We start from the raw sequence: 23,320 nt of genomic DNA on the forward strand, positions 1-23,320 counted from the left end.
TCCCATGCCGGGACCGGACGGACCGGTCAGGACTTGGGGATCTCGATGTCGGGGACGACCTGACCCGCGTTCACCTTGAACGCCCAGACGAGCACCTGGGCCGGGTCCAGCTCACCGTTGGACTCGAACTTGTAGGTCACGCCGGTGGCGGCACCGGTGCCGCTGTAGCTGCTGATGAAGGAGTTCAGGTCGGCCCGGCTCGTCTTGCCGGCCTTGATGCCCTCCAGCATGATCTTGGTGATGTCGTACGACACGTCGGCGTAGGTGCCCGGGTCGGCGTTGAACGCGGTCTTGTAGTCGGTGACGAAGCTGCCCTTGGCCTTGGTGGCCGGGGCGCACGGGCAGGTCAGGATGGTGCCCTCGGCGACCTGCTGGCCGGCGACCTTGATGAAGTTGGCGTCGTTGACGCCGTCACCGGCGACCATGGTGCCGTTCCAGCCCGCGCCCTTGAGCTGCTTGAGCAGCAGGCCGGCCTCGGTGTAGTAGCCACCGAAGAAGAGGGCGGTCGCGCCGCTGCCGACGATCTTGGTGACCACGGCGGAGAAGTTGGTCTGCTTGACCTGGATCTTGTCGTAGCCGGCCGGGGTGCCGATGACCTTCTTGACCTCGTCGGCCAGGCCGGCGCCGTACGCCGACTGGTCGTCAACGACGTAGACCTTCTCGGCCTTCAGCACGTTCTTGATGTAGCGGCCGGCGGCCGGTCCCTGGGAGGTGTCGTTACCGACGCCCCGGTGGAAGACCTTCCAGCCCTTGGTGCTCAGGCTCGGGCGGGTCGCCGACGGGCTGATCGTCGGCAGGCTGGCCGCGTCGAAGATCGGGTCGGCCACCTCGGACTCGCCGGAGAAGGCCGGGCCGTTCATGGCGACGACCTTGGCGTCGCCGACCGCCTGCTGGGCCAGCGGCGCGGCCTTGGCCGGGTCGCCCTGGGAGTCGTACTCCTCCAGCTTGACCTGGCAGTCCTTGTTGTCCTTGTTGTACTGGTCGATGGCCAGCTTCGCGCCGTTGCGCATGTGGATACCGAGACCCGCGGCGTCACCGGTCAGCGCGCCGAAGAAGCCGATCTTCAGGTCGCAGGCGGCCTTCCCGCCACCCGCCTCACTGCCGCTGTCGGCCTTGCAGGCCGCGCCACTGAAAACGAGCGCACCGATGGCCACGCCACCGAGCACCCGAGCGAGCTTCTGCCTCACGGCTCGTACCCTCCTCCGTCCGATGGCCCGGACCACCCACCACGGATTGGACCTTGCGGGGCTGGCCGGACCGACCGCGATCCCGGTCTGGGCCGGGACGTTATCCCACTGTCAGGGCACGCCGGAATAGGTAGGAAGAGGGGTTGACCTAACCGTTACGTTGAGTGGCCAATTTCATGGATGTGCTGTAACACACGCCGGTAGGTCACAGGACAAGTCGGACATCCTCGCCTCGCGGGCATTTGTCGGCGGACAATTATCCTGGGCTCCACGGCCCGTGCGCCGACCAGATCCCGACCCGCGCGCCGTCGTCCACCACGAGCAGAGCGACGTCCCCCGATCCCGCCATCGCCACCGTCCGATCGCTGCCCGCCGGGATAGCCATGGGCAGGGCGACCGGTGACCAAGCGTCACCATCCCGCGAGACCCATCCGGTCGCCCCGCCGGCGGCCAGCACCAGCACGCCGCCGGAGACCACCGCCAGCCCCCAGACAGCGCCGGTCCCCGCGCCGAACGCGCCGCCGGAACGCCACCGCCCACCCTCGTCCACCCAGGCGCCCAGCCGGTCGCCCCGGTGACCCACGGCCACCGTCCGCTCCCCCACCCGGGCCACCCGCTGGAGATCGCCGGCGCCGTCCGCGGCGGAGAGCACCGCGCGCCGCCAGCTCCGGCCGTCCGCCGACGTCCACACCACCGGCTCCGATCCGGTACGCCCCGACGGCAGCAACGAGCCCACCAGCAACCAGCCCGACGGGGTGGCCGTGCCGTCCGCCGCCCAGGGCCGCCCGGCCGGGTCGGCGGCCAACCCCGGCACCGCGCTGACCAACTGGAAGTCAGTCGCGTCCGGCGACAGCCAGGCGGCCGCCCCGGTGGCCCGGTTACCCGAGATCAGCCACCCCCGCGGCCCGCCCGCGATCCGCCCCACGTTCACCGCGTCCGACCCGCCGAACACCTCGAACTCGGCCGGCACCTCCACCAGCGCGCCGTCGGCCACCTCCCGCCAGGTGCTGATCCGGGGATTGCCGTGCACCCCGCCGCTCTTGCCCCCCACCGCGGCGAGCCGACCGTCCCGGCAGCCCGCCGTGGTCAGCAGGTTCTCCTCGCCGTACGGGCTGCGCGGCACGGGGCGCAGCGGCGTCCAGGTGACCGCGTCGGCACTGCTCCAGGCGGCCGGGCGGGTGCCACCCGTCGGGTCGACCACCGCGCCCACCACGAACCAGCGACCGCCGCAGGCCGTGGCGTCGCGCAGCGCCAACCGGCCGGGCGGGCCGGGCGGAACGGGCAGGGTGACCGATCGCCACGCCGGCCGGAGCGGCTCGGGGGCGGGCTCGGCGCGCCCGGACGAGCGGCATCCGGCGAGCAGCACCACGAGCACGCCGAACACCGCCAGGGGACGCCGCATGCCGGCGATGGTATCGACCGGCGCCGACGCGGGGGAACCCGTTCGCCGCGTATCCGGCAGGATCCCGGCGCGGCAGGCCTGGGCGTGGCGACCCGCGCGGCACCCCGGCCGCGCGATCCGGCGGAGGTCAGGAGGCGGGCTGCGCCACCTCGCCGCCGGCGGTCTCCGCGAGGATCCGCTCGGCGACCTCCTTCATGGTCATCCGGTGGTCCATCGCGGTGCGCTGGATCCACTTGAAGGCCTGCGGCTCGGTCATCCCGTAGGTGGTCATCAGCGCGCCCTTGGCCCGCTCGACGGTCTTGCGGATCTCCAGCCGGTCGGTCAGGCCGGCGACCTCCGCCTCCAGCGCGGCGATCTCCGAGTAGCGCGACAGCGCGATCTCCACCGCCGGCACCAGGTCGCTCTTCTGGAACGGCTTGACCAGGTAAGCCATCGCGCCGGCCGCCCGGGCCCGCTCCACCAGGTCACGCTGGCTGAACGCGGTCAGGATGATCACCGGAGCGATCCGGGCGCCGGCGATCCGCTCGGCGGCGGCCAGGCCGTCCATGATCGGCATCTTGATGTCGAGGATGACCAGGTCGGGCTTCAGCTCCTCGGCGAGCTTCACGGCGGTCTCGCCGTCACCGGCCTCGCCGACCACCTCGTAGCCTTCTTCGACCAGCATCTCGGCCAGGTCCAGCCGGATGAGCGCCTCGTCCTCGGCGATCAGTACCCGCCTGCGCTCGGTATCCGTCTGCGTCTTGGCCACGAGCCACTCCCACCATCGATCTCGGCACGGTCACCACCCATGCTCTCGCACGAGCGTAGTCGGGTACAGTTACCGCACCTCGCCGGGATGGTGGAACGGAATACACGGAAGTCTCAAACACTTCTGCCCGAAAGGGCTTGCGGGTTCGAGTCCCGCTCCCGGCACTCTTGTCATACAGGTGTTCGATGATGCTGAAGTGCATCCTCCCGAAATGCGGGCGCGGGCCCGTGCCCTTCGCGCCCGAGGCCACAACATCAGGTCGGTGGCACGCACCCTCTCCCTGCCCCACACCACCGTCTGGCACTGGTGCGTCGACCGGCCCGAGCGGGCGGTGCTCGGGAGCGCCATCCGCTGCTTCCGCTGCCGCCCGGGCCTGAAAAGTCCAACCGATCCGGCGGCCTACGCCTATCTACTCGGCCTGTATCTGGGCGACGGTCATCTGGTCACGACCGACCGGGTGCCCGTGCTGCGTGTCTACTGTGCGGACACTTGGCCGAACCTGATCGAGGCCTGCGACGCGGCAATGCGGGCCGTGCTCGCGAACAAGGTCCAGCGCATCCAGAAGCGTGGTTGCGTCGCGGTGCAGAGCACCGCCCGACACTGGCCATGTCTCTTTCCCCAGCACGGTCCGGGCAAGAAGCACCAACGGCCGATCGTGCTGGCCGACTGGCAGCGGGAGATCCTGACTGCCCATCCGGGTCATTTCCTGCGCGGGCTGTTCCATTCCGACGGTTGCCGGTTCGCCAACCGGGTCACGGTTCGGGCAAGCAGTACGTCTACCCGCGCTACATGTTCACCAACGAATCCGCCGACATCATGGGCCTCTGTCAATGGGCCCTCGACCTGCTCGGCATCGTGTGGAAGATGAACCGCCGCAACTCACTCTCCGTGGCCCGGCGCGACGCGGTCGCCGCCCTCGACCGCCACGTCGGCCCGAAGTCCTGACCGGCCGCCCGCCCCGCCGGCTCGCGGCGTGAGCCGGCGGGGCGGCGAGCCGGCGGCGTCAGTTGGCCCTACCGGCCCGCCCCGACCGTCGAGCGTGGGTAGGTCACGCCGGTGAGCCGCTCGGATTCCCGCCACAGCCGCTCGGCGACCGAGGCGTCGCGGGCTCGGCGGGACTTGCCGGCCACGGCGGGCTGGCCGGTCAGGCCGAACGGGCCGTCCGGGCCGTAGTACTCACCGCCGATCGCGCCGGGGCTGGTGGCGGCGTAGAGGGTGGGCAGCGCGCCCTGGTCGACGTCCTGCCAGAACCCGGGGATCTGCATGGTGAGCCGGGTGGAGAACGGGATCTCGGTCCGGCCACGGCCGAGGCTGGGGCCGGCGGACTGCAGGTTGGTCCGGGTCGCGCCGGGGTGTGCGGCGTTGCTGAGCAGCCCCCAGCCGTGGCGGTCGCTGCGCCGCTGGAGTTCGTCGGCGAACATCAGCGTGGCCAGTTTCGACTGGGCGTACGCGCGCTGGGCGCGGTACCGGCGCTCGCCCTGCAGGTCGTCGAAGTCGATCCGGCCGAAGTGGTGGGTGCCGCTGCTGAGGGTGACGACGCGGGGCCGCCTGGCGGCGACCAGCAGCGGGAGCAGCCGGCCGGTGAGCGCGAAGTGGCCCAGGTGGTTGGTGCCGAACTGGAGTTCGAATCCGTCGGCGGTGGTGTGCCGGGTGGGTACGGCCATCACGCCGGCGTTGTTGACCAGCAGGTCGACCGGCCTGCCGTGCGCGGTGAGCCGGCCGGCGAAGTCGGCTACCGAGGCGAGGCGGGACAGATCCAGTTCCTCGACCCGGAGCCGGACGCCGGGGGTGCCGGCGCGGAGGTCGGCGGCGGCGGCGCTGCCCTTGCCGGTGTTGCGGACGGCGAGGATCACCTCGGCACCGGCTGCGGCGAGACGGCGAGCGGTCTCCAGCCCGATGCCGCTGTTCGCCCCGGTGACGACCGCGAGCTGTCCGGACTGGTCGGGGACGGTGAAGCCGGTCATGGTTCCCCCTCGAGATCATGTAACTGACTGGTTGGTTACTTCGTTCAATGAAGCACGGCTCCGGCAGATGAGGCAACTAACCGGTTAGTCAGCTACCCTGACCGGTATGGCACGAGACGCGGATGACACCCGGCGCCGGCTGCTGGCCGCCGCCGCCGCCGAGTTCGCCCAGCGGGGTATCGCCGGCGCAAGAGTGGACCGGATCGCTTCGGCGGCGGGCGCGAACAAGGCGTTGATCTACGCCTACTTCGGCAACAAGGACCAGCTCTTCGACGCGGTCTTCGACGCGCTGGTGGTGAGCACCGTCGCGGAGGTGCCGATCGACGCGGACGACCTGCCCGGGTACGCCGGCCGGCTCTTCGACCGCAACCAGACCCACCCGCAGGCGCTGCGCCTGCTGCTGTGGCACTCGCTGGAGCGCGGCGGGATGGCGGCGCTGCCGCCGGCGGTCGCCGCGTCGAACGCGGACAAGGCGGCGGCGATCGCGGCTGCCCAGCGGGCCGGCCAGCTACCCGGCCGCTACTCGGCGGACGAACTGCTGCTGCTGGTGGTCGGCCTCTCGCTGCTCGGTTCGGCCGAGCTGGCGCCGGTCGACGGCCCGGAGGCACTCGCGCGGCGGCGGCACACGGTGACCGACGCGGTGGCCCGGCTCGTCGCGCACGACGGGGACCGCCGGCCGGCCGGCGACGACCACCCGACCGGACGCGGCGAGGCGGCCGGGTCGCAGGAATCGGCCGGCGGGACGGGGGCGGACCGGTGAGGGTGGTCGTCTTCGGCGCGACCGGCATGGTCGGGCAGGGTGTGCTCCGCGAGTGCCTGCTCGCCGACGACGTCGACAGCGTGCTGGTGGTCGGCCGGACGCCGACGGGTCGGCGGCACCCGAAGCTGCGGGAGATCCGGCACGAGGACTTCACCGACCTGAGCGCACTCCGCGACGAGCTGGCTCGCGTCGACGCGTGCTTCTACTGCCTCGGGGTCTCCTCGCTGGGGCTGGACGAGGCCGCCTACACCCGGATCAGCTACGACTTCCCGGTGGCCACGGCCCGGCTGCTCGCCGAGGTCAGCCCGGCCGCGACGTTCGTGTACGTCTCCGGAGTCGGCACCGACTCCACCGGCGAGGGCCGGGTGATGTGGGCGCGGGTCAAGGGACGCGCCGAGAACGCGGTGCTCGAGCTGCTGCCCCACGGCTACGCGGCCCGGCCCGGTTTCATCCAGCCGACGCACGGGGTGGTGTCGAAGACGCGCTGGTACCGGCTGGGTTATGCGGTCACGCGCCCGCTCTTCCCGCTGCTGCGGCGGCTGTTCCCGAACCAGGTGACCACCACCGACCGGCTGGGCCGGGCAATGCTGCGGGTGGCCCGGGAGGGCTCGCCGCGCCGGGTTCTGGCCGGCCGCGATCTGAGCTGACAGTCAGGCGATCCGGGCGAACGCCTGCTCCAGATCCGCCCGGAGATCCTCCGGGTCCTCCAGTCCGACGGAGAGCCGCAGCAGCGCCGCGCCCGGCTTGGCGTCGCCCTCCACCGGCCGGTGGGTGAGTGAGGCCGGGTGCTGGATCAGGGTGTCGACCCCGCCGAGGGACACGGCGTGGGTGATCAGCCGGCAGGCCCCGGCGACGGCGGCCGCGGCGGGGGCGCCGCCGCGTACCTCGAAGGCGAGCAGGCTGCCGGTGCCGGACATCTGGCGGCCGACGAGCCCGGCGGGGTCGTGCAGCGACGGGTGGTGGACCCGCTCGACGGCCGGGTGGCCGGCGAGCCAGGCGGCGAGCTTCTCGGCGCCGGCCTGCTGGGCGCGGACCCGCAGGGGCAGGGTCTGCAGGCCGCGGTGCAGCAGGTACGCGCCGAGCGGGTGCAGGATCGCGCCGGTGACGGCGCGGACCTGGCGCAGCCGGGTGGCCCAGGCGGGGTCGCAGGCGACGACGCCGGCGAGGACGTCGCCGTGGCCGCCGATGCTCTTGGTGGCGCTGTGCAGCACGAGGGCGGCGCCGTGTCGGGCGGGCTGCTGGAGCACCGGGGTGGCGACGGTGTTGTCGACGAGCAGCGGGACGTCACCGGCGGCGGTGGCGAGGGCGGCGATGTCGACGAGATCGAGGGTGGGGTTGGCCGGGGTCTCGACCACGACGAGGGCGGTGTCGGGGCGGATCGCGGCGGCGATCTGGTCGGGTTCTGCCCAGCTGACCTCGGTGCCGAGCAGGCCGGTGGCGAGCACGTGGTCGGTGCCGCCGTAGAGGGGGCGGACGGCGACGACGTGGCGCTTCCCGTCGCGGGTGGCGGCGAGCAGGGTCGCGGTGAGGGCGGCCATGCCGCTGGCGAAGGCGACGGCTTCGGGGGTGCCTTCGAGTTCGGCGAGGGCGGTTTCGAAGCGGGCCACGGTGGGGTTCCAGAGCCGCTGGTAGACGGCGCTGGCGCCGGCCGGGAGGGTGCCGCCGGTGGCGAGGGTCTCGTACGCGTCGCCGCCGTCGGTGACGGACGGGAGCGGGTTGGTGGTGGAGAGGTCGATCGGCGGTACGTGGACGCCCAGACCGGCGAGGTCGTCGCGCCCGGCGTGCACTGCTCTGGTGTCCACAGCTGTCATGGCGGAAGCGTCGAACATCAGGTCGGTGTCAGGCAATAGCGACGAACAAGATTCTGCAACGGGCTCTTCCGGCGGCGGGAAGTTCGATGAATGATGCTGGCATGCCCCTCGCACCGAATGATGTACGGCCGTTCGCGGCCCTGGACGACGTCGACCGCGCGATCCTGACCGAACTGGCGGCCGACGGCCGGCTGCCGAACAACGCCCTGGCCGAGCGGGTGGGGGTGGCGCCGTCGACGTGTCTGACGCGTACCCGGGCGCTGCGCGAGTGCGGGGCGATCCGCGGGTTCCACGCGGAGGTGGACCCGGCGGCGGTCGGGTTGCCGTTGCAGGCGCTGGTGTCGGTGCGGCTGGCGGCGCACGAGCGGGCGGCGGTGGACGCGTTCCGGGCCCGCTCGGTGCGGCTGCCGGGGGTGGTGTCGGTGTTCCACGTGGCCGGTGCGGAGGACTACGTGCTGCACCTGCGGGCAGCGTCCGGGGACGCGCTGCGGGACTTCGTGCTGGACCATCTGGCGGTGGATCCGGCGGTGCAGCACACCCAGACGAGCCTGATCTTCGAGCAGGCACGCGGTATGGGCTAGGGCACGCGGTGGAACAAATCCGGCGCGGGGCGGGTTGGCCAGTCGCGTGATCGACGTACCGTTGTCTGTTCTTGATCTTGCCCCGGTCGCCGCCGAGGGCAGTGCCGGTGAGGCGCTGCGACACACCACCGAGCTGGCTCGCCGCACCGAGGAGCTGGGCTACCGCCGGTTCTGGGTGGCGGAGCACCACAACATGCCCGCGATCGCGAGTTCCGCGCCGGCGGTGCTGCTCGCCCATCTCGCGGCCAACACCTCGACAATCCGGCTGGGCTCGGGCGGGGTGATGCTGCCCAACCACGCGCCGCTGGTGGTGGCGGAGCAGTTCGGCACGCTGGAGGCGCTGCACCCGGGCCGGATCGACCTGGGCATCGGCCGGGCGCCGGGCACCGACCAGGTGACCGCGCTGGCGCTGCGCCGGAGCATGGAGGGGCTGTCGGCGGAGCACTTCCCCCGCGAGCTGGCCGACCTGATGAACTACTTCAGCGGCGCCGAGCCGGGCCCGATCACCGCCACCCCGGGCAAGGGGCAGTCGCCGGCGGTCTGGCTGCTCGGGTCGAGCGGATTCAGCGCCCAGCTCGCCGGGCTGCTCGGGCTGCCGTTCTCGTTCGCGCACCACTTCAGCGCGCAGAACACCCTGCCCGCGCTCCAGCTCTACCGGCAGAGCTTCCGGCCGTCGCAGTGGCTGGACGAACCGTATGCGATGGTTGCGGTCAACGCGGTCTGCGCGGAAACCGACGAGCGGGCGGAGTGGCTGGCCGGCCCGGCCGGGTTGTCCTTCCTGAAGCTGCGCTCGGGACGGCCGGAGCCGCTGGTCACGCCGGAAGAGGCGGCGGCCTATCCGTACTCGGAGCTGGAGCGGGAGTTCGTGACGCAGCGCCGGGAGGGGCAGGCGACCGGCTCGCCGGAGACGGTGGCCCGACAGCTCGGCGCGCTGCTGGAGCGCACCGGCGCGGACGAGCTGATGCTGACCACGATGGTGTACGACGTGGCCGACCGGGTCCGCTCGTTCGAGCTGATCGCCGAGAAAGTGGCCGGTGGCCTGCGCCGGAAAGGCTGAAACACGCTCTTCATAGCCACGTCACCCCACCGTCGCGCAGTGCGCCTAGCTTTGTCCTCGGTGGTGGTACGGCATTCCCGGTCGGGACGGGTCGGGAATGCCGCGGTGTGGAGCACCGGGTCGCCGGCTGAGCGGATTCCGCGGCTGGCGACCCGGTGCCTGCTTTTTGGGCCAGGCAGCGGCCCGACGCCGGGCAACCGTTGTCCCGAGCCGGTGCATGGCACCCGGCCCAGCAGGGTAGAAGGACATCACTGCGTACGGACCGCTCGTCAACCGAGGGAAGGGGTCCGGTCATGCTGTTCCGAGATGGAGCTGATCGTCGCCGGGCGGCCACCGGCGAACTGGTCGGCGGCTCAGCCGCCCAGCGCGCCGTACGTCGGGCGGGGTGAGCGCGATGTCCGTGTTCTCCGGACCCCGTCCGGCGCCCGCCGTACCGCCGGTGCCGCGCGCGTACGTGCTGTACCTGCGCAATCGGCTGCTGGAGGCCGAGGCCGGCCTGACCGCCATGACCGACAAGTACGAGCGGACCAAGGCCCGGTTCGACCGCTGCTACGCGCGACAGGGCATCACACCCGACGTCGACATCGTCAACTACATCAACGCCAAGGCGATGAACCCGGAACTGAAGTTCTGGTACGCCAAGGTGGAGCACTTCCAGCGTGAGGTCACCGCCTACGGCGTCGCGCTCACCGGGTTGGCGGCCGCCAATCGGATGCTGGACTCGGACGGCCACCGCGTACCGGCGGAACGTCAGGGGGTCCGTAACGCCAGGCGGGGCGTGAACCGCGCCGGCTGACCGGATCACCCCTCGACAACGGCGGCCAGGCCCCGCTCCCCCGACGCGACGCTCTCAGGCGTCGGGGCGGCGGGAAGAGCGGCCGAGGCGATGGCGCGGGCCCGGCGGGCACGCCGCAGCGCCCGCACGGCCAGCGCCAGCGCGACCAGCCAGCCGGCGCCGAGCGCCGCGTAGACCAGGGACGGCACCGGCCCGCCCAGCTCGCCGGCGCGCAGCAGGGTCCGGGAGTTGGTCAGCACGATCACCCCGCCGACGGCGGCGCCGAGCAGCTGGGCGGGGACGATCCGGACCAGCCAGGCGGCGAGCGGCGCGGCGACCAGGCCACCGAGCAGCAGCGCCACCACGGTGGGCAGCAGGAAGCCCTCGGCGCCGAGGCCGATCAGGAACCCGACGCTGGCGGCACCGGCCACCACGATCTCGGCGGTGTCGACCGAACCGATCACCTTGCGCGGCGCCATCCGGCCGGAGACCAGCAGCGCCGGGGTGGCGACCGGGCCCCAGCCCCCGCCGCCGGTGGCGTCGACGAAGCCGGCGACCAGCCCGAGCGGGGCGAGGAAGCGGCCCCGCAGGCGGCCGGCCGCCCGGTTCGCGCGCAGCGGCCGGGAGAAGCGGACCAACAGGTAAGCACCGAGGCTGAACAGGATGGCGGCCATCCACGGCGCGGCGGCCTCGGTCGAGATGGAGCTGAGAACGGTGGCGCCGGCGAACGCGCCGACGGCGCCGGGCAGCGCGATCCGGGAAACCACCGGCCAGTCGACGTTGCCGAACCGCCAGTGCGACACGCCCGCGGCGAGGGTGGTGCCGATCTCCGCCAGGTGCACGGAGGCGGACGCGGCGGCCGGGGCCACCCCGGCGACGAGCAGCAGCGTCGAGGAGGTCAGCCCGTACGCCATGCCGAGCGCGCCGTCGACCAACTGCGCGGCGAGCCCGACCAGGGCGAGGATCAGCAGCTTCCGCACGGGGTCCCCTGACTTTTCGGCATCTCCTATCGACTTGGTCGACAATGCGGCACGGATGGACTCCGGTCAAGCCCCGTATCCGATACGTGGGACGGACGCGAGTCAGCCACCGCCGGACGGGCGGCGGCGCGGTCGGGCGGTCAGCTCCAGGCGCTCGGGTCGGCGGCGAGCTCGGTGACCCGGTCGGGCAGGGTCGCACCGGCCACGTCGGCGAGGGTGACCAGCTCCAGGATCTCCCGCTCGCTGGCGCGCAGGGCGATCCACACGTCCTGCAGGGCGCGGGCGGCCCCCAGGTAGCCGAGCTGCTCGGGACGCTGGCCACGAATGTGGGCCAGCGGACCGTCGATCACCCGGATCACCTCGGCGAGGGAGATCTCCGACGCCGGCCGGGCCAGCCAGTAGCCGCCCTCGGGACCACGCTGGGCCTGCACGATCCCACCCCGGCGCAGCTGGAGCAGGATGCTCTCCAGGAACTTCGGCGGGATCTCCTGGGCCCGGGCGATCTGCTCGGCGGTGACCGGCCGGGTCCGTCCGGCCGCTGCGGCGTCGGCCACCGAGGCCAGCTCGGCGGCCGCGCGAAGGGCATAGTCGACCCGGGCGGAGAGACGCATGCCGGACAGGTTAGTCGGCGGGTCGCCCGGCGGGCGCTCCGGCCCTCGACCGATCGGCCAAGGCGCCGGTGCGCCGGCCGCTCAGGCACCCACCCGGCGCAGCAGCCCCTCCTGCACGGCGCTGGCGATGTGCCGGCCGTCGGTGGTGAACATCCGGCCGGTGGCCAGCCCGCGGGCGCCGGAGGCGGACGGGCTCCAGCAGTCGTAGAGGAACCACTCGTCGGCGCGGAACGAGCGGTGGAACCAGAGCGCGTGGTCCAGGCTCGCGCCGACCACCCCGCCGGGACCCCATACCTCGCCGTGCACCGACAGCACCGAGTCGAGCAGGGTGAGGTCGGAGGCGTACGTCAGGGCGCAGGCGTGCAGCAGCGGGTCGTCGGGAAGCTTGCCGTCGATGCGCATCCAGACCCGCTGGTGCGGCTCGGCGGGCCGGTCGCCGGGGCGTACCCAGCCGGGCTCACCGACGTAGCGGACGTCTATCGGCCGCGGGATCTGGCCCCAGATGCCGAGCCGCTCCGGGTAGCGGGAGAGCCGGTCGGTCATGGTCGGGACCTCGTCCGGCCCGGGCACGTCGAGGGGCGCCGGCGCGTGGTGGTCGAGCCCCTCCTCCTGCCGCTGGAAGGACGCCGACATGAAGAAGATCGGCTGGTCGTGCTGGAGCGCGACCGAGCGGCGCACCGAGAAGGAGCGGCCGTCCCGGATGTTCTCCACCTGGTACTCGATCGGCTCGGCCGGGTCGCCGGGCCGGACGAAGTAGCCGTGCAGGGAGTGCACGAAGCGCTCCGGCTCGACGGTGCGCCCGGCGGCGACCAGGGCCTGCCCGGCGACCTGGCCGCCGTACACCCGCTGCGGACCGACCGGGGGGCTGATCCCCCGGAAGGTCATCTCGCCGGTGTGGTCGAGGTCCAGCACCTCCAGGAGCTGGTCCACCGCCGCCTGGCCGGTCGCCGCCGGACGCCCGCTCACTGCAGGGCCCGCGCCGAGGCGGCGTCGACCAGCGAACCGAGCTGGTGCACCCGGAGGGTGTTGGTGGAGCCGGGGGTGCCGGGCGGACTGCCCGCCACGATCACCACGTAGTCGCCGGGGTTGGCCCGGTTGAGGCCGAGCAGCGCCTGGTCGACCTGGCGGAACATGTCGTCGGTGTGCTCGACGAACGGCATCAGGAACGTCTCGACGCCCCAGGAGAGGGCGAGCTGGTTGCGCACCTCGGGTACCGGGGTGAAGGCCAGCAGCGGCAGGTCGCAGTGCAGCCGGGCGAGCCGCTTGACGGTGTCGCCGGTCTGCGAGAAGGCGACCAGCGCCTTGGCGCCGATGGCCCGGGCGATCGAGGACGCGCCGACGGTGAGGGCGCCGCCGTGCGTACGTGGGTCGTGCTGCAGCCGCGGGACGGCGATCGAGCCGGCCTCGGTGGTCTGGATGATCTTCGCCATGGTGCTCACCGTCAGCACCGGGTACTTGCCGACGCTGGTCTCACCGGAGAGCATCACCGCGTCGGCGCCGTCGAGCACCGCGTTGGCCACGTCGGAGGCCTCGGCGCGGGTGGGCCGGGAGTTCTCGATCATGGAGTCGAGCATCTGGGTGGCCACGATGACCGGCTTGGCGTTCTCCCGGCAGAGCTGCACGGCGCGCTTCTGCACCAGCGGCACCTGGTCCAGCGGAAGCTCGACGCCGAGGTCGCCGCGGGCGACCATGACGCCGTCGAAGGCGAGCACGATCGCCTCCAGGTGATCGACCGCCTCGGGCTTCTCGACCTTGGCCAGCACCGGGCGGAACACGCCCTCCTCGGCCATGATCCCGTGGACGAGTTTGATGTCGTCGGCCGAGCGGACGAAGGAGAGGGCGATCAGGTCGACGCCCAGCCCGAGGGCGAAGCGCAGGTCCGCGGCGTCCTTCTCGGAGAGGGCCGGGACGCTGACCGCGACGTTCGGCAGCGACACGCCCTTGTTGTTGGAGACCGGGCCGCCCTCGGTGACCAGGACGCGGATGTCGTTGCCGGTGACGTCGCTGACCTCGACGGCCACCCGGCCGTCGTCGATCAGCAGCCGGTCGCCGGGCTTCACCTCCTGCGGCAGCTTGCGGTAGGTGCAGGAGACCCGTTCCTTGGTGCCGAGGATGTCGTCGGCGGTGATGATCGCCGAGTCGCCGGTCCGCCACTCGTGCGGACCGTCGGCGAACCGGCCGAGGCGGATCTTCGGACCCTGGAGGTCGGCGAGCACCGCGACCGGCCGGCCGGCGGCGTCGGAGGCCTCGCGGACCAGCTGGTACACCGCCTCGTGGTCGGCGTGACTGCCGTGGCTGAAGTTGAGCCTCGCCACGTTCATGCCCGCTTCGACCAGACCCCGGATGCGCTCGGGGGATGAGGTGGCGGGGCCGAGAGTGCAGACGATCTTCGCGCGGCGGTTCACGCCCATCAGGCTAGTCTCTCCTCCGGGTCGACCTGCCAGCCGACCCCTTTCGGACTGCGGAACAGTTGTCCAACGACGCGCGATTTCCGCGCAGCGGGCGGTGAGAAACCGCACCGGAACGTCGTGTGCCGCGGGCATCGGCGACCGCGCGGCGGAAATCGTACCGCCCGCCCGCAGTCCCCCACCGGCGCGCTCCCGGCCACCCCGGGTCGGGCCGTCCGGGTGGGCCGGGACCGGGCCGGACCACCACGAGGGCCGTCGATCGCCCACCGGCGCGTGCCGGTCTGGGAGACGCCGGTCGAGGCGGACCAGTCCGCTCAGCCCTGCGTCTTGGCCAGCGGGAACTCCAGCGACCCGGCCGGGCAGAGGAAGGTCAGCACGTCCACCCGGTAGAGCCCGGCCTGCATCGCCGGGTCGGCCTCCATCACGCTGCGGACGTCGTCCACGGACCCGGTACGGGCCAGGCCGAAGCCGATCGGCGGGTCCGGCTCGCGGGCCGGGCCGTCCACCGAGCCGTCGATCAGGATGATGCCCCGCCGGTGCAGCGCCTGCATGTGCCGGAGGTGCTCGGCCTGGAGCCGCTGCACCGTCTCCTCTGGCAGGGCCCGGCCGGACGGCCCCGGGTAGATCACGATGCACTCGTACGTGTCGAGCGCGAAGTCGACCCGCGGCGTCGCGGCCATGGCGCACCTCCAGACGTACGTCCCGCCTCCGGCACAGCGTCGCACGGCGCCGACCGCGCTCGCGGTCGCTCGGCCCAACTGCCCCGGCGGCGGCCGGGTTGCCGACCCGGCGGGCCGTTCGTCCCGCGAAACGACGTTGGAGCCCGCGATTCGCGGGAAAGCCGCCAGGTCGATGGCGGGGCACGCCACCGACGACGACCCACAGGAGGGACCGGCATGGCAACCAGTGCCAGCAGGCAGCCTGCGAAGGCTTCGGGGACCTACCGGATCGGCGGCGACCTCCAGGTCGACCGGCTCGGCTACGGGGCGATGCAGATCACCGGGCCGGGGGTCTGGGGCGACCCCAAGGACCCGGCCGAGGCGGTACGGGTGCTGCGCCGGGCGTACGAGCTGGGCGTGACCTTCATCGACACCGCCGACTCGTACGGGCCCTTCGTCAGCGAGCTGCTGATCAAGCAGGCGCTGCACCCGTACGCCGACGACCTGGTCATCGCGACCAAGGCCGGGCTGACCCGGTCCGGCCCGGGCGACTGGCGCCCGGTCGGCCGCCCGGAGTACCTGCGCCAGCAGTGCGAGCTGAGCCTGCGCCATCTCGGCCTGGACTGCATCCCGCTCTACCAGCTGCACCGGATCGACGCGAAGGTGCCGCTGGAGGACCAGCTCGGCGAGCTGGCCCTGCTCAAGCAGGAGGGGAAGCTGCGGCACATCGGGCTCTCCGAGGTGACCGTGGAGCAGATCGAGGCGGCCCGGCGGATCACCCCGATCGTCTCGGTGCAGAACCTCTACAACCTGGCCGACCGCAGCGCCGAGGACGTGCTGGACCACTGCGAGCGCAACGACCTGGCGTTCATCCCGTGGTTCCCGATCGCCACCGGCAACCTGGCCCGGCCGGGCGGTCCGCTGGACGCGATCTCCACCGAGCACGGCGCGACGCCCGCTCAGCTCGCCCTCGCCTGGCTGTTGCGCCGGTCGGCGGTCATGCTCCCGATCCCGGGTACGTCCTCCGTGGCGCACCTCGAGGAGAACGTCGCCGCCGCCGAGGTGCAGCTCACCGACGGCGAGTTCGAGGTCCTTGCCAAGGCCGCCTGAGCAACGCTCCGGCCTGGCGGGCCGCCGACCTCATCGTCGGCACCGCCACTACGGCAGGACCGACGGGCGGCCGCGCGCCGCCCGTCGACGTGCTCGGTTCAGAGGGCGAAGCAGTTGGGACGGATGGTGGCGCCGGCGAGCGCCTGCCGGACGATCGTGTAGGTCGTGCCGTCGAGGACCAGGCCGAGGTGGCCGACGATCCGCAGCGGGCACCATGCCTGCACCAGGACGTTGGTGGCGCCGTCGGCGAGGGCGGCGTTGTCGACCGGGATGACCAGCTCGTCCTGCCAGGTCCGGACGGTCGTCCAGCGGACCGCGCCCGGCGTGTCGTCGCCGCCGTTGAGGTCGGCGAGGAAGCTCGACCCGGTGGCCATCTGCTGGCAGGCCACGATGCCGGCGCAGCTGCCCAGGCCGAGGAAGTTGATGATGTTGGCGACGTAGGTGCCGTACTGCGGGCTGCCGAGGCTGAGGTAGTGGTCGACCTTGGCGGCGCCGCCGAGAAACTTCACGTACCAGCGGCCGACCAGGCCGCCTTCGGAGTGGGTGACCAGGTCCACCTTGGCCGCCCCGGTGGCGGCGCGGATCTGGTCCACGTAGGACGACAGCGCCCGGGCGGACTCGCGGATGTCGCCGAAGCCGAGGTTCGGCAGCTGGTAGATCGAGACCCGGAAACCGTCGGCGCGCAGTCGGGCGGCGATCGGCTCGTACGCGATGGAGACGCCGATCAGGCCACCGACGACGATGACCGGGTTGGCGGCGGCCACGGCCTCGGCGGTGCGGGCGGATGCGGTGGCGGTGGTGGCGTCGCCCGCGCTGGCGGCCTGGGCGGCGGTGGCCGGGACGAGCAGGGCGGCGACGGTGACGGCCGCTGCCAGGATCTTTCGGAGCAGCATGGCTGCACCTCCGGTGGGAGGCACCCGGTAAGCCGGGAGGGACGGGTGGGGGGATCCGATCGATCGTGGGAACGATGATGCGTGCCGAATTTCACATACGTCAATGGAAAGTTACGCGCCGGTAACCCGTTGTTGCGCTGGAGGCACAAACCGGCGAATCCATCCGGGCACCGTCCCCGTCCGCCGCCGGCCACGGCGGCGTCGGTCAGCTGCCGAGAGCCTGGACCTTGGCGATGGTCTCCTCGAGGTGCTGGCGCGCCGGCCCGCCACCCTGGACGGCCTGCGCGAGCGCCTGCCGGTAGGCGTCGATGACGCCGATCAGTGGCCCGGCCGCCACCCCTTCCAGGGCGCCGGCGACCAGCACCCGCGCCTCGGCGACATCCTGCGCCGCGGCGGCGGCCTTGGCCTTCGCCTCGTCCAGCTTCTGGGCGGCCGCCGCCAGCCTCGCGATGATCTGCGCCGCGCTCACGCGCCCTCCCCTGCTCGCCTGCCCGGCAGCCTACGGGACGGAGCAAGGACAGATCTTGGCGCGAAACGGCCCCTGGAGGGGCCGAAATCGTCCAAGATCTGCGGGACCACCGCCGCCGGGGTTCACCGCAACAGGCGGAAGGCCACCAGGTAGAGGCAGAACAGCGTCGAGGAGAGCAGCGCGCAGATCACGAAGCCGAGCGGGACGTACCGCGACGACGGGCCGTCGCCCCCGATCACCGGCCGGCCCCAACGCGCGAGCACGAGCTGTCCGACCAGAAAGGACAGCAGCGGGACGCCCGCGCACGCGCTGGCCGCCACCAGGTCCAGCCCGGTCACCGGAATCGGCGAGCCGACCAGGGTGGCGAGCATGACCACCGAGCCGGCCAGGGCGCAGGCGGCGTACACCGCGACCGCCCGACCGAGCGGCGACCATGTGGGCAGCAGCCCGGGCCGGTGCGCGAGGGCCTCGACCTGCTGCCCGTACCGGTCGGCCTCGTCGACGAGCCGCCGGGCCGCCGCCAGCTCCACCGCCGGGTCACCCGCGCGCGGCGCGGGCACCGTCCCTTCCGGATACGCCCCGACCCCGGGCCGCCCCGGCCCGGCGGCTGCGCCGCCGGTCGTTCCGGTCCCTGGTCCGGGTGGGGCGCCGGGCAGCCCGGCCGGTGCGGGAGCACCACCTGCCGGCGCCCCGACCGGGGTGGCCGACCCGATCGGCGCGGGTGCACCCTCCGGCGGCGCGGGGACGCCGATGGCGCGGCCGAGCTGGTCGAGGCGCTGCCCCTGCGCGGCGAGCCGCTGGCCGAGCTGGTCCACGGTGGCGTCCAGGGCGCGCCGGCGTTCCGTCTCGGCGGCGACGGCCTGCTCCCCGCCGCGCTGCCGCGCGGAGAGCTCCCGGGCCAGGGCCGCGTACTCCTCGAAGGTCACCGGTCGTCTCCGTCGCCGACCAAGGGCACGATCAGGGCGGTGCGCTGGTCGTTCCGGTCCACCAGCAGGGCCCGCCCGTCCCGTGGGGTGTAGCTGAGATCGTGCGCGCCGAGGTGCAGGCCGAGGTCCGCGCCAGGCACGTTCAGCGCGACCAGGCAGGACACGTCGTCGCGGTGCTGGCTGCCGCCGAGGTCCTCGCCGAGCCGGCGCAGCCCGCGCCACCAGCCGAGCAGGTGCACACCGGACGCGGGTCCCTGGCGCAGCACGTCCCGCAGGTCGTCGTGGCCGGAGCGGAACGTGGCCGGGTCGGCGGCGGCGAGCGTGCCGGCGGCGGCGTCCATCCCGAACACCACCAGGTACGTCCGGACGGGAACCTCCGGTCGCGCTTCTCCCGTCGCGGCGACCAGCTCGGCGAGGTGGGCACGCAGCTGCGCGGTGTCGAGGCGACGGACTGGATGCCGCGCGGCGGCCAGGGTCATCGCCAGGTCGTCGGCGAGCCCGGTGGTGCCGGGAGCGAGGGGGGCGAGCAGGAAGCGGGCGGTACCGGGAAGGTGCTGCCGGGCCAGGCTGAGGGTGGCCGACCGGAGCACGTCGGCCCCGACGGCGGCGGTGCCGACCACGGCCAGGTGCCGGCCCGGGGTGGCGTCGAGGCGGACTGCGGCGGGGCTGCCCGCCACGTCGACGGTGCGGCCCACCAGGGCGAGCGGCGGTTCGGCGCCCGGCCGCAGGGCGGCCCAGCCGGGGTCGTCGACCAGTCGGGGCGCCTCGTACCCGCGGAAGACGGTCGGCGGCGGCGAGCCGGCCGGGCGGGCCTGGAACAGCTCGTGCCGCAGGGTGGCGAGGTCGGCCGCGGCGGCGTGCGCGTCGGGGAAGCGGACCACGGTGTTCGCGCCGGCCGCGCCCCCGGCGGTGTTGACCACGGCCGTGCCGACCGTGAGGGCCGTGGCGGCGTCGTTGAGCGGGTCGAGCACGCCGCCCCCGCCGGGCAGCGCCACCCGCAACGGGAACTGGCCGAAGATCGCCTCGGCACGGCCGTAGAGGGCCTCGATGCCGGTGGTGCTCTGGCTGGCCAGCACCAGGTGCAGGCCGTACGAGCGGCCCTTGCGGGCCGACTCCTCCAGCAGGTCGACGGCCTGCCGGGCGAGCGCGTCGTTGCCGGCGAGGAGCACGTGGAACTCGTCGACCACGGTGACGATCCGGGGTGGCCGGGCCAACGGCGGCAGGTCGGCGAGCTTGGTGACCCCGTGCTTCTTGAGCAGGCCGGCCCGGCGGGTCAGCTCCGCGCGCAGTTCGCGCAGCACGGCGACGCCGTACTCGCGGTCGGACTCGATGCCGACCGCCCGGGCGTGCGGCAGCCAGGACGGGTCCCGCTCGGTGGGGACGAACTCGGTGAAGCTGACCCCCTCCTTGAAGTCGAGCAGGTACAGCTGCAGCTCGGCCGGCGGGTAGCGGGCGGCCAGCCCGTAGAGCACGTCGAGCAGGAGCACCGTCTTGCCCGCACCGGTACGCCCGCCGACCAGCCAGTGCGGGGTGGCGTCGTCGAACGCCACGGTGACCGGCTTACGACCGGCCCGGCCGAGCACGGTGCGCAGCCCGGCGCCGGCGGACTCGGCCCAGCGCCGGGCCGGGAGCAGGTCGGTGAAGGTCACCGCCTCGGCCCGGCGGGTGGCCGCGGCGAGCCGCCGGGCCAGCCCGGTGACGGTGGCGTGCGACGGGTCGCCGTCGAGCACGACCGGGGCGGCCAGGCCGGTGCCGTCGGGGCTGAACGGCTGCCCGGGCGGGTCGCCGACCAGGGCGTACCGGTCACCCAGCCGGAGCTGGGTGGTAGCGCCGAGCGGCGGCGGCGCGTCGCCCAGGTGGCCGGCGAGCAGCACGCAGACGGCGGCGGCCGGTCCAGCGTGGGTGAGCGCAGCGAGCCGGGCCAGCTCGCGCGGCCGCGGCGCGGACGCGGCGACCAGCAGCAGCAGGTCCTGGTCGTCGCGGGCGGCGTGCTGGGCGGCACGGCCGTGCCGTTCCGCCTCGTCGAGCAGGGCGGCGACCTCGGCGCTGGTGGTGGCGGTGGGGGCGAGCACGCCGGCGTCGAGCAGCGGGCGCAGCGGCAGGAACGCGGCGCCGAAGGCGACCGGGTCGATGCCGGCGACCCGGACCGCGCCGGCCGGGGCCGCGGCGAGCAACTGCGTCACCACCGCCCGCAGCAGCTCACCGACCCGGGGGTCGCGCGCGTCGGCGTCGATGGCGAGGTGGTTGCCGCCGGCCAGCGGGACCAGCACCGGGAACCCGCCGTCGAAGGTGCTCGCCTCGCCGACGCGGACCGGGACCGGGGTGGTGGCGAGCTGGGCGACGCCGGGCGCGGGGGCGGCCAGAGCGGCGCCGAGGCGGGCCAGCCGGGCGACCAGCTCAGGGCTGCCGGGGGCCACCGGCGCGGCGGCGGCGAGCAACCGCCGCGCGGCCTGCCAGCGCCGCACGGCCTGCCGGTGAAGGGCGAGCGCCTGCCTGTACGCCGTCTCGAGCCTGCCCACCGTCCGCCCTCCGACGCCGTCGCGGTGCCGATCGAGGGAACCCTAACGGACGCGCGCCGACCCGGCACGGTACGCGATCCGCGCGCAGGGTTGGTCCACTGTTCACCGGACGGCAGCCGTTCCCGCCGGCCGCCGTTCCCCCGGCCCGGATTGCCTGCTCTCCATAGGTAAGTGAACAGGAAGGCGACGACGTGACCTCCTCCCCCATCTCCCGCCGGGCCCTGCTGGGCACCGGCGCGGCCGCCGGCCTCGGCATCGTGGTGGCCGGCAACCTGGAAGCGATCGCGGGGCCGGTGGCGGCCCGGGCCGCCACCCGCCCGGCGGTCGGCTACGGCGAACTTGTCCCGGACCCGGCCGGCCTGCTGGCCCTGCCGCCCGGCTTCTCGTACACCATCGTGGCGCAGGCGGGCGTGACCGTGCTGGAGTCCGGCCACCTGACCCCGAGCGACGCCGACGGCACCGGTTGCTTCCGCAGCCCGAACGGCTCCGTGCTGGTCAACAACCACGAGATCGGCGGCGGCGAGCCGTACGGGGTGCCGGCGCTGGCCGGGCTGACCTACGACTCGGGCGCCCAGGGCGGCACCACCACCATCGAGGTGGACGGGCAGGGCCGGCGGCTGCGCGAGTACGTCAGCGTGGCCGGCACGCACAACAACTGCGCCGGCGGCATCACCCCGTGGGGCACCTGGCTCACCTGCGAGGAGACCGAGCAGCGGGCGGGCGGGAAGTTCCTGAAGAACCACGGGTACGTGTTCGAGGTAGACCCGCACGACCGGGCCGCCAACCAGAACCCGGTGCCGCTGAGGTTCCTCGGCCGCTACGCGCACGAGGCGGTGGCCGTGGACCCGTACACCCACTCGATCTACCTGACCGAGGACGCGGGCGGCCCGAACGGCCTCTACTTCCGGTGGACGCCGCCGGCCGGCTTCCGGGGCGGCAAGGGCGCGCTGCGGGCCCTCGCCGAGCGCCCGGACGGCGACACCGCGGGCAGCCTGCAGGCGATGACCTGCTTCCGGGGCGACGAGCACGTCGCCGACCTGGCCGAGGCCACCACCCCGGGCACCCGCTACAAGGTGGAGTGGGTGGACGTGCCGGACCGGGACGCGAAGACCGTCTCGGTGCGCAAGCAGTTCACCGACGCGCAGGTGACCCGCAGCCGCAAGCTGGAGGGCGCCTGGTGGGCCGACGGCGGCGCGTACTTCGTGGCCAGCTTCGCGCGGCACAGCGATGGCAGCGTCAACGAGCACGACGGCCAGGTCTGGTTCTACGACCCGCGGACCGAGTCGGTCACCCTGAAGACCATCTTCGGGGTGAACACCGACCCGGAGGCGGACAACGGCAACTACGACGGCCCGGACAACATCACCGTGTCGCCGTACGGCGGGGTGATCCTGGCCGAGGACGGCGAGGGCGTGTCGCACCTGGTCGGGGTGACCGAGCCGGGCAAGGCCTACCCGCTGGCCCGCAACGAGCTGAACGACAGCGAGTTCACCGGCCCGACGTTCAGCGCCGACGGCACCATCCTGTTCGCCAACATCCAGACCCCGGGTTACGTCTTCGCGATCACCGGCCCGTGGGGCCGGCCGAGCAACGCGGACGTCGCGGCGTCCTGAGTGGTCCCGGTGGCCGGTGGTTCCCCGCGGGGAGCCGCCGGCCGCCGTCTGTCCGGGGTCACGCGCGACCGGCCCCGGCCTTGCGCGGTGTCAGCGGTGCGCGGCCGGAAAGCGCAGGCCGTCCAGGGCGATGGCCAGCACCCGGTCGCGCTGGGCCGGCTCGGGGAACTGGTACGCGGTGACCCCGCTGATCAGCCGCACCACGTCGTCGAAGCTGGCGTCCGGCCGGGCCACCCCGGCCTCCTGGGCGCGGCGCAGCAACGGCTCGCCCGCGGCGTAGATCTCGGTACGGCAGCTGCGGAACACCTCGGAGTCGTGCACCAGTTCCTCGGCGAGGGCCCGCTTGGTGGCGACGTACGCGACGAACCGGTTAAGCCAGGCGACCAGGGCGTCCCACGGTGGGAGGTCCGCCAGGTCGGCGGCGGATCGGCTGAGCGCGCGCACCTCCTCGACGTAGACCGCCTCGAACAGGTCACGCCGGCCGGGGAAGTTCCGGTAGAGGGTGCCGATGCCGACTCCGGCCCGCCGGGCGATCTCCTCCAGCGACGCGCCCGCACCACACTCGGCGAACACCTCCCGGGCGGCGGCGATCAACGCGTCGTAGTTGCGCCGGGCGTCAGCCCGCTTGGGACGCCGAGCAAGGGCCTCTCCCAGCTGCTCGCCGTTGGCCATGACGCGCGTCACCTCTCTCGCCTTGCAACCGGAGGCATCCCTCCGCTAGGTTAGTGGAGGCACCCCTCCGGAACTGACCGGAGCCCTGCCTCCGGATATGTTACTCCGGGCTTCCGGCCGGTATCAGCGCACCCGGACCGGCAGACCAGACAACCCGCCCACGAGCCGCGTCATG

The 23,320-nt window shown here is 73.3% G+C and carries 23 protein-coding genes and 1 tRNA gene; 9 read left to right on the forward strand and 15 right to left on the reverse strand.

Annotation, left to right across the window (positions count from 1 at the left end; all coding sequences use genetic code 11):
- Positions 1-26 precede the first annotated feature (26 nt).
- The 3 genes from ACFYOS_RS09205 to ACFYOS_RS09215 form a co-directional block, all read right to left on the reverse strand.
- Positions 27-1,187: a branched-chain amino acid ABC transporter substrate-binding protein gene (locus ACFYOS_RS09205; protein WP_387137454.1), complete on the reverse strand. Its 1,161-nt coding sequence runs from the start codon at positions 1,185-1,187 to the stop codon at positions 27-29.
- Positions 1,188-1,443: 256 nt separating this feature from the next.
- A complete protein-coding gene (locus ACFYOS_RS09210; RefSeq protein ID WP_387137457.1) occupies positions 1,444-2,589 on the reverse strand; it encodes a hypothetical protein in 1,146 nt (381 codons plus the stop codon).
- A gap of 127 nt (positions 2,590-2,716) precedes the next feature.
- The gene (locus ACFYOS_RS09215) at positions 2,717-3,337 is read right to left on the reverse strand and encodes an ANTAR domain-containing response regulator (RefSeq protein ID WP_387137460.1); all 621 of its coding nucleotides are present in this window, start codon (positions 3,335-3,337) and stop codon (positions 2,717-2,719) included.
- Between the two features lie 81 nt (positions 3,338-3,418).
- Between ACFYOS_RS09215 and ACFYOS_RS09220 the strand changes: the two genes are divergently transcribed.
- Positions 3,419-3,501 (forward strand) — tRNA-Leu (locus ACFYOS_RS09220).
- Positions 3,502-3,599: 98 nt separating this feature from the next.
- Positions 3,600-4,205, forward strand: a complete 606-nt coding sequence (locus tag ACFYOS_RS09225; RefSeq protein WP_387137463.1) for a transcriptional regulator — start codon at positions 3,600-3,602, stop codon at positions 4,203-4,205.
- Positions 4,206-4,350: 145 nt separating this feature from the next.
- Here the strand turns inward: ACFYOS_RS09225 and ACFYOS_RS09230 are convergent, their stop codons facing one another.
- The gene (locus ACFYOS_RS09230) at positions 4,351-5,301 is read right to left on the reverse strand and encodes an SDR family oxidoreductase (RefSeq protein ID WP_387137466.1); all 951 of its coding nucleotides are present in this window, start codon (positions 5,299-5,301) and stop codon (positions 4,351-4,353) included.
- 106 nt (positions 5,302-5,407) lie between these two features.
- Here ACFYOS_RS09230 and ACFYOS_RS09235 point away from each other — a divergent pair, with 106 nt between their 5' ends.
- Both ACFYOS_RS09235 and ACFYOS_RS09240 read left to right on the forward strand, forming a co-directional pair.
- Positions 5,408-6,061: a TetR family transcriptional regulator gene (locus ACFYOS_RS09235; RefSeq protein ID WP_387137469.1), complete on the forward strand. Its 654-nt coding sequence runs from the start codon at positions 5,408-5,410 to the stop codon at positions 6,059-6,061.
- Positions 6,058-6,708: an NAD-dependent epimerase/dehydratase family protein gene (locus ACFYOS_RS09240; protein ID WP_387137472.1), complete on the forward strand. Its 651-nt coding sequence runs from the start codon at positions 6,058-6,060 to the stop codon at positions 6,706-6,708. Before ACFYOS_RS09235 ends, ACFYOS_RS09240 begins: the two co-directional genes overlap by 4 nt.
- 3 nt (positions 6,709-6,711) lie before the next feature.
- Here the strand turns inward: ACFYOS_RS09240 and ACFYOS_RS09245 are convergent, their stop codons facing one another.
- Positions 6,712-7,890 carry a trans-sulfuration enzyme family protein gene (locus ACFYOS_RS09245; RefSeq protein WP_387137475.1) on the reverse strand — a complete coding sequence of 393 codons (1,179 nt, stop codon included), beginning with the start codon at positions 7,888-7,890 and terminating at the stop codon, positions 6,712-6,714.
- Positions 7,891-7,973: 83 nt separating this feature from the next.
- Between ACFYOS_RS09245 and ACFYOS_RS09250 the strand changes: the two genes are divergently transcribed.
- The 3 genes from ACFYOS_RS09250 (at position 7,974) to ACFYOS_RS09260 (ending at position 10,306) form a co-directional block, all read left to right on the forward strand.
- Positions 7,974-8,453, forward strand: a complete 480-nt coding sequence (locus tag ACFYOS_RS09250; protein WP_387137478.1) for an Lrp/AsnC family transcriptional regulator — start codon at positions 7,974-7,976, stop codon at positions 8,451-8,453.
- A gap of 46 nt (positions 8,454-8,499) precedes the next feature.
- Entirely contained in the window at positions 8,500-9,510 is a 1,011-nt protein-coding gene (locus tag ACFYOS_RS09255; RefSeq protein ID WP_387137481.1) for an LLM class flavin-dependent oxidoreductase, read from the forward strand.
- A 394-nt stretch (positions 9,511-9,904) separates the two neighbouring features.
- Positions 9,905-10,306 (forward strand): hypothetical protein, encoded by a 402-nt coding sequence (locus ACFYOS_RS09260; RefSeq protein ID WP_387137484.1) that lies wholly within the window; start codon positions 9,905-9,907, stop codon positions 10,304-10,306.
- A 5-nt stretch (positions 10,307-10,311) separates the two neighbouring features.
- Here the strand turns inward: ACFYOS_RS09260 and ACFYOS_RS09265 are convergent, their stop codons facing one another.
- The 5 genes from ACFYOS_RS09265 to ACFYOS_RS09285 form a co-directional block, all read right to left on the reverse strand.
- Complete coding sequence (locus ACFYOS_RS09265) at positions 10,312-11,265, reverse strand: sulfite exporter TauE/SafE family protein (protein WP_387137487.1); 954 nt, start codon at positions 11,263-11,265, stop codon at positions 10,312-10,314.
- 140 nt (positions 11,266-11,405) lie between these two features.
- Positions 11,406-11,876 (reverse strand): RrF2 family transcriptional regulator, encoded by a 471-nt coding sequence (locus tag ACFYOS_RS09270; protein WP_387137490.1) that lies wholly within the window; start codon positions 11,874-11,876, stop codon positions 11,406-11,408.
- 81 nt (positions 11,877-11,957) lie between these two features.
- A complete protein-coding gene (locus ACFYOS_RS09275; RefSeq protein ID WP_387137493.1) occupies positions 11,958-12,842 on the reverse strand; it encodes an acyl-CoA thioesterase in 885 nt (294 codons plus the stop codon).
- On the reverse strand, positions 12,839-14,287 hold the full coding sequence (pyk, locus tag ACFYOS_RS09280; protein WP_387137495.1) for a pyruvate kinase: 1,449 nt from the start codon (positions 14,285-14,287) through the stop codon (positions 12,839-12,841). Before pyk ends, ACFYOS_RS09275 begins: the two co-directional genes overlap by 4 nt.
- A 311-nt stretch (positions 14,288-14,598) precedes the next feature.
- Entirely contained in the window at positions 14,599-14,964 is a 366-nt protein-coding gene (locus tag ACFYOS_RS09285; protein ID WP_387137498.1) for a YciI family protein, read from the reverse strand.
- A gap of 216 nt (positions 14,965-15,180) precedes the next feature.
- On the opposite strand from ACFYOS_RS09285, the gene ACFYOS_RS09290 reads away from it, so the two are divergent.
- Positions 15,181-16,053 (forward strand): aldo/keto reductase, encoded by an 873-nt coding sequence (locus tag ACFYOS_RS09290; RefSeq protein WP_387137500.1) that lies wholly within the window; start codon positions 15,181-15,183, stop codon positions 16,051-16,053.
- A 98-nt stretch (positions 16,054-16,151) separates the two neighbouring features.
- On the opposite strand, the gene ACFYOS_RS09295 is transcribed toward ACFYOS_RS09290, so the two are convergent.
- The 4 genes from ACFYOS_RS09295 to ACFYOS_RS09310 form a co-directional block, all read right to left on the reverse strand.
- Complete coding sequence (locus tag ACFYOS_RS09295) at positions 16,152-16,946, reverse strand: lipase family alpha/beta hydrolase (protein WP_387137503.1); 795 nt, start codon at positions 16,944-16,946, stop codon at positions 16,152-16,154.
- A gap of 205 nt (positions 16,947-17,151) precedes the next feature.
- Entirely contained in the window at positions 17,152-17,415 is a 264-nt protein-coding gene (locus ACFYOS_RS09300) for a DUF6244 family protein (protein ID WP_387137506.1), read from the reverse strand.
- 122 nt (positions 17,416-17,537) lie between these two features.
- Positions 17,538-18,341, reverse strand: coding sequence for a hypothetical protein (locus tag ACFYOS_RS09305; protein ID WP_387137509.1), 804 nt, complete (start codon positions 18,339-18,341; stop codon positions 17,538-17,540).
- The gene (locus ACFYOS_RS09310; protein ID WP_387137511.1) at positions 18,338-20,860 is read right to left on the reverse strand and encodes an FtsK/SpoIIIE domain-containing protein; all 2,523 of its coding nucleotides are present in this window, start codon (positions 20,858-20,860) and stop codon (positions 18,338-18,340) included. Before ACFYOS_RS09310 ends, ACFYOS_RS09305 begins: the two co-directional genes overlap by 4 nt.
- A 191-nt stretch (positions 20,861-21,051) precedes the next feature.
- Between ACFYOS_RS09310 and ACFYOS_RS09315 the strand changes: the two genes are divergently transcribed.
- Positions 21,052-22,473 carry an alkaline phosphatase PhoX gene (locus ACFYOS_RS09315; protein ID WP_387137513.1) on the forward strand — a complete coding sequence of 474 codons (1,422 nt, stop codon included), beginning with the start codon at positions 21,052-21,054 and terminating at the stop codon, positions 22,471-22,473.
- 90 nt (positions 22,474-22,563) lie between these two features.
- On the opposite strand, the gene ACFYOS_RS09320 is transcribed toward ACFYOS_RS09315, so the two are convergent.
- Positions 22,564-23,145, reverse strand: coding sequence for a TetR/AcrR family transcriptional regulator (locus ACFYOS_RS09320; protein ID WP_387137912.1), 582 nt, complete (start codon positions 23,143-23,145; stop codon positions 22,564-22,566).
- Positions 23,146-23,320: the final 175 nt, after the last annotated feature.

Source organism: Micromonospora sp. NPDC005806 (assembly GCF_042871425.1).
Lineage (GTDB): Bacteria > Actinomycetota > Actinomycetes > Mycobacteriales > Micromonosporaceae > Micromonospora.